The 1,005-nt window shown below is 74.9% G+C and carries 1 pseudogene; it reads left to right on the top strand.

From position 1 onward, the window contains the following. Positions 1 to 18: 18 nt before the first annotated feature. A pseudogene (locus J0695_RS39880) lies at positions 19 to 1,005 on the top strand (hypothetical protein); the annotation flags it as partial.

Here is a 1,005-nt window from a genome sequence, read left to right as displayed (position 1 = left end):
GGGCCCGACACGTTCGAGATGACCGTCGATCCGCTGGCGCTCCCCGTCGGCGAGTGGCTGCTCGGGGTGGTCGTCAGCCGCCGCGAGGTGGTGCGCCGGGCCGCCGTACGCCCCCCGGAGACATCAGCGGCGCAGCCGCTCGTGAAGGAACTCGGTCACGGCTGGCGGGGCACGCTCGACTTCCGGGACGGGCGGGCGTCGGTGACCGTACGGCAGTGCGCGGCGCGCGTGGACGCGCACCGGCTGGACGGCGACCGGGTGGAGCTCACCGGGGAGCTCTTCGGCGGGGTGCGGCCGACCACGCTGAGCGTCCAACACCCGGATGGGAGCAGGGAGTTCATGTATCACGTGGACGGTTCGGGCGAAGGTTTCACGGTCCGCCTCCCCCTGGCGGACCTCACGGACAAACCGGTGGACGAGCCGCGCCTCCCCAAGGAGGTCGAGCCGCCGGGCTCGGTGCGTTGGCGCGTACGACTGGTGCTGGCCGACGGGACCGAGCTGCCGGTGGCGGCCAGGCTGGGGCTCGCACCCGGCCGGTACGGCGAGGTGTGCGTGACGGCGGATGCGGCCGGGCAACTGCGGGTGGAGCTGACCCGGCAGGCGATCGCCGACGTACTGCGGTGGGAGCACGGCGCGCTGCGGCTGTCGGGGACGCACGGCGGGGACGCGCGGGGCGAGTTGGAGCTGCGGGCCGAAGAGGAAGGCCGGACCGTGCGCGCCGATGTCGTACGGGACAAGGGCCGCTTCACCGCATCGGTGCCCGCACCGGCGGGCGCGGGCCGCTGGCACGCGTACCTCGACGGGATGCCGGTACGGGTACTGACACCCGTCGGAGCCACCCTGCCGGCCGAACTGGCCGCCGGCGCGTGGCAGTTCCGCGCCGACCGCCGCGACGGCGACCGCCTGGTGATCGACGTGACGCGGACAACCGGCGGCGCGGACGCGGACACACCGATGGAGGTCCGCGTCCCCCAGGTCGGCCGCCAGCCCGCCGCCCCCGACGTC

Source organism: Streptomyces beijiangensis (assembly GCF_017315755.1).
GTDB classification, from domain to species: Bacteria; Actinomycetota; Actinomycetes; order Streptomycetales; family Streptomycetaceae; genus Streptomyces; species Streptomyces beijiangensis.
Note: the sequence above shows the minus strand (reverse complement) of the source record. Positions and strands in the feature narration are given on the sequence as shown.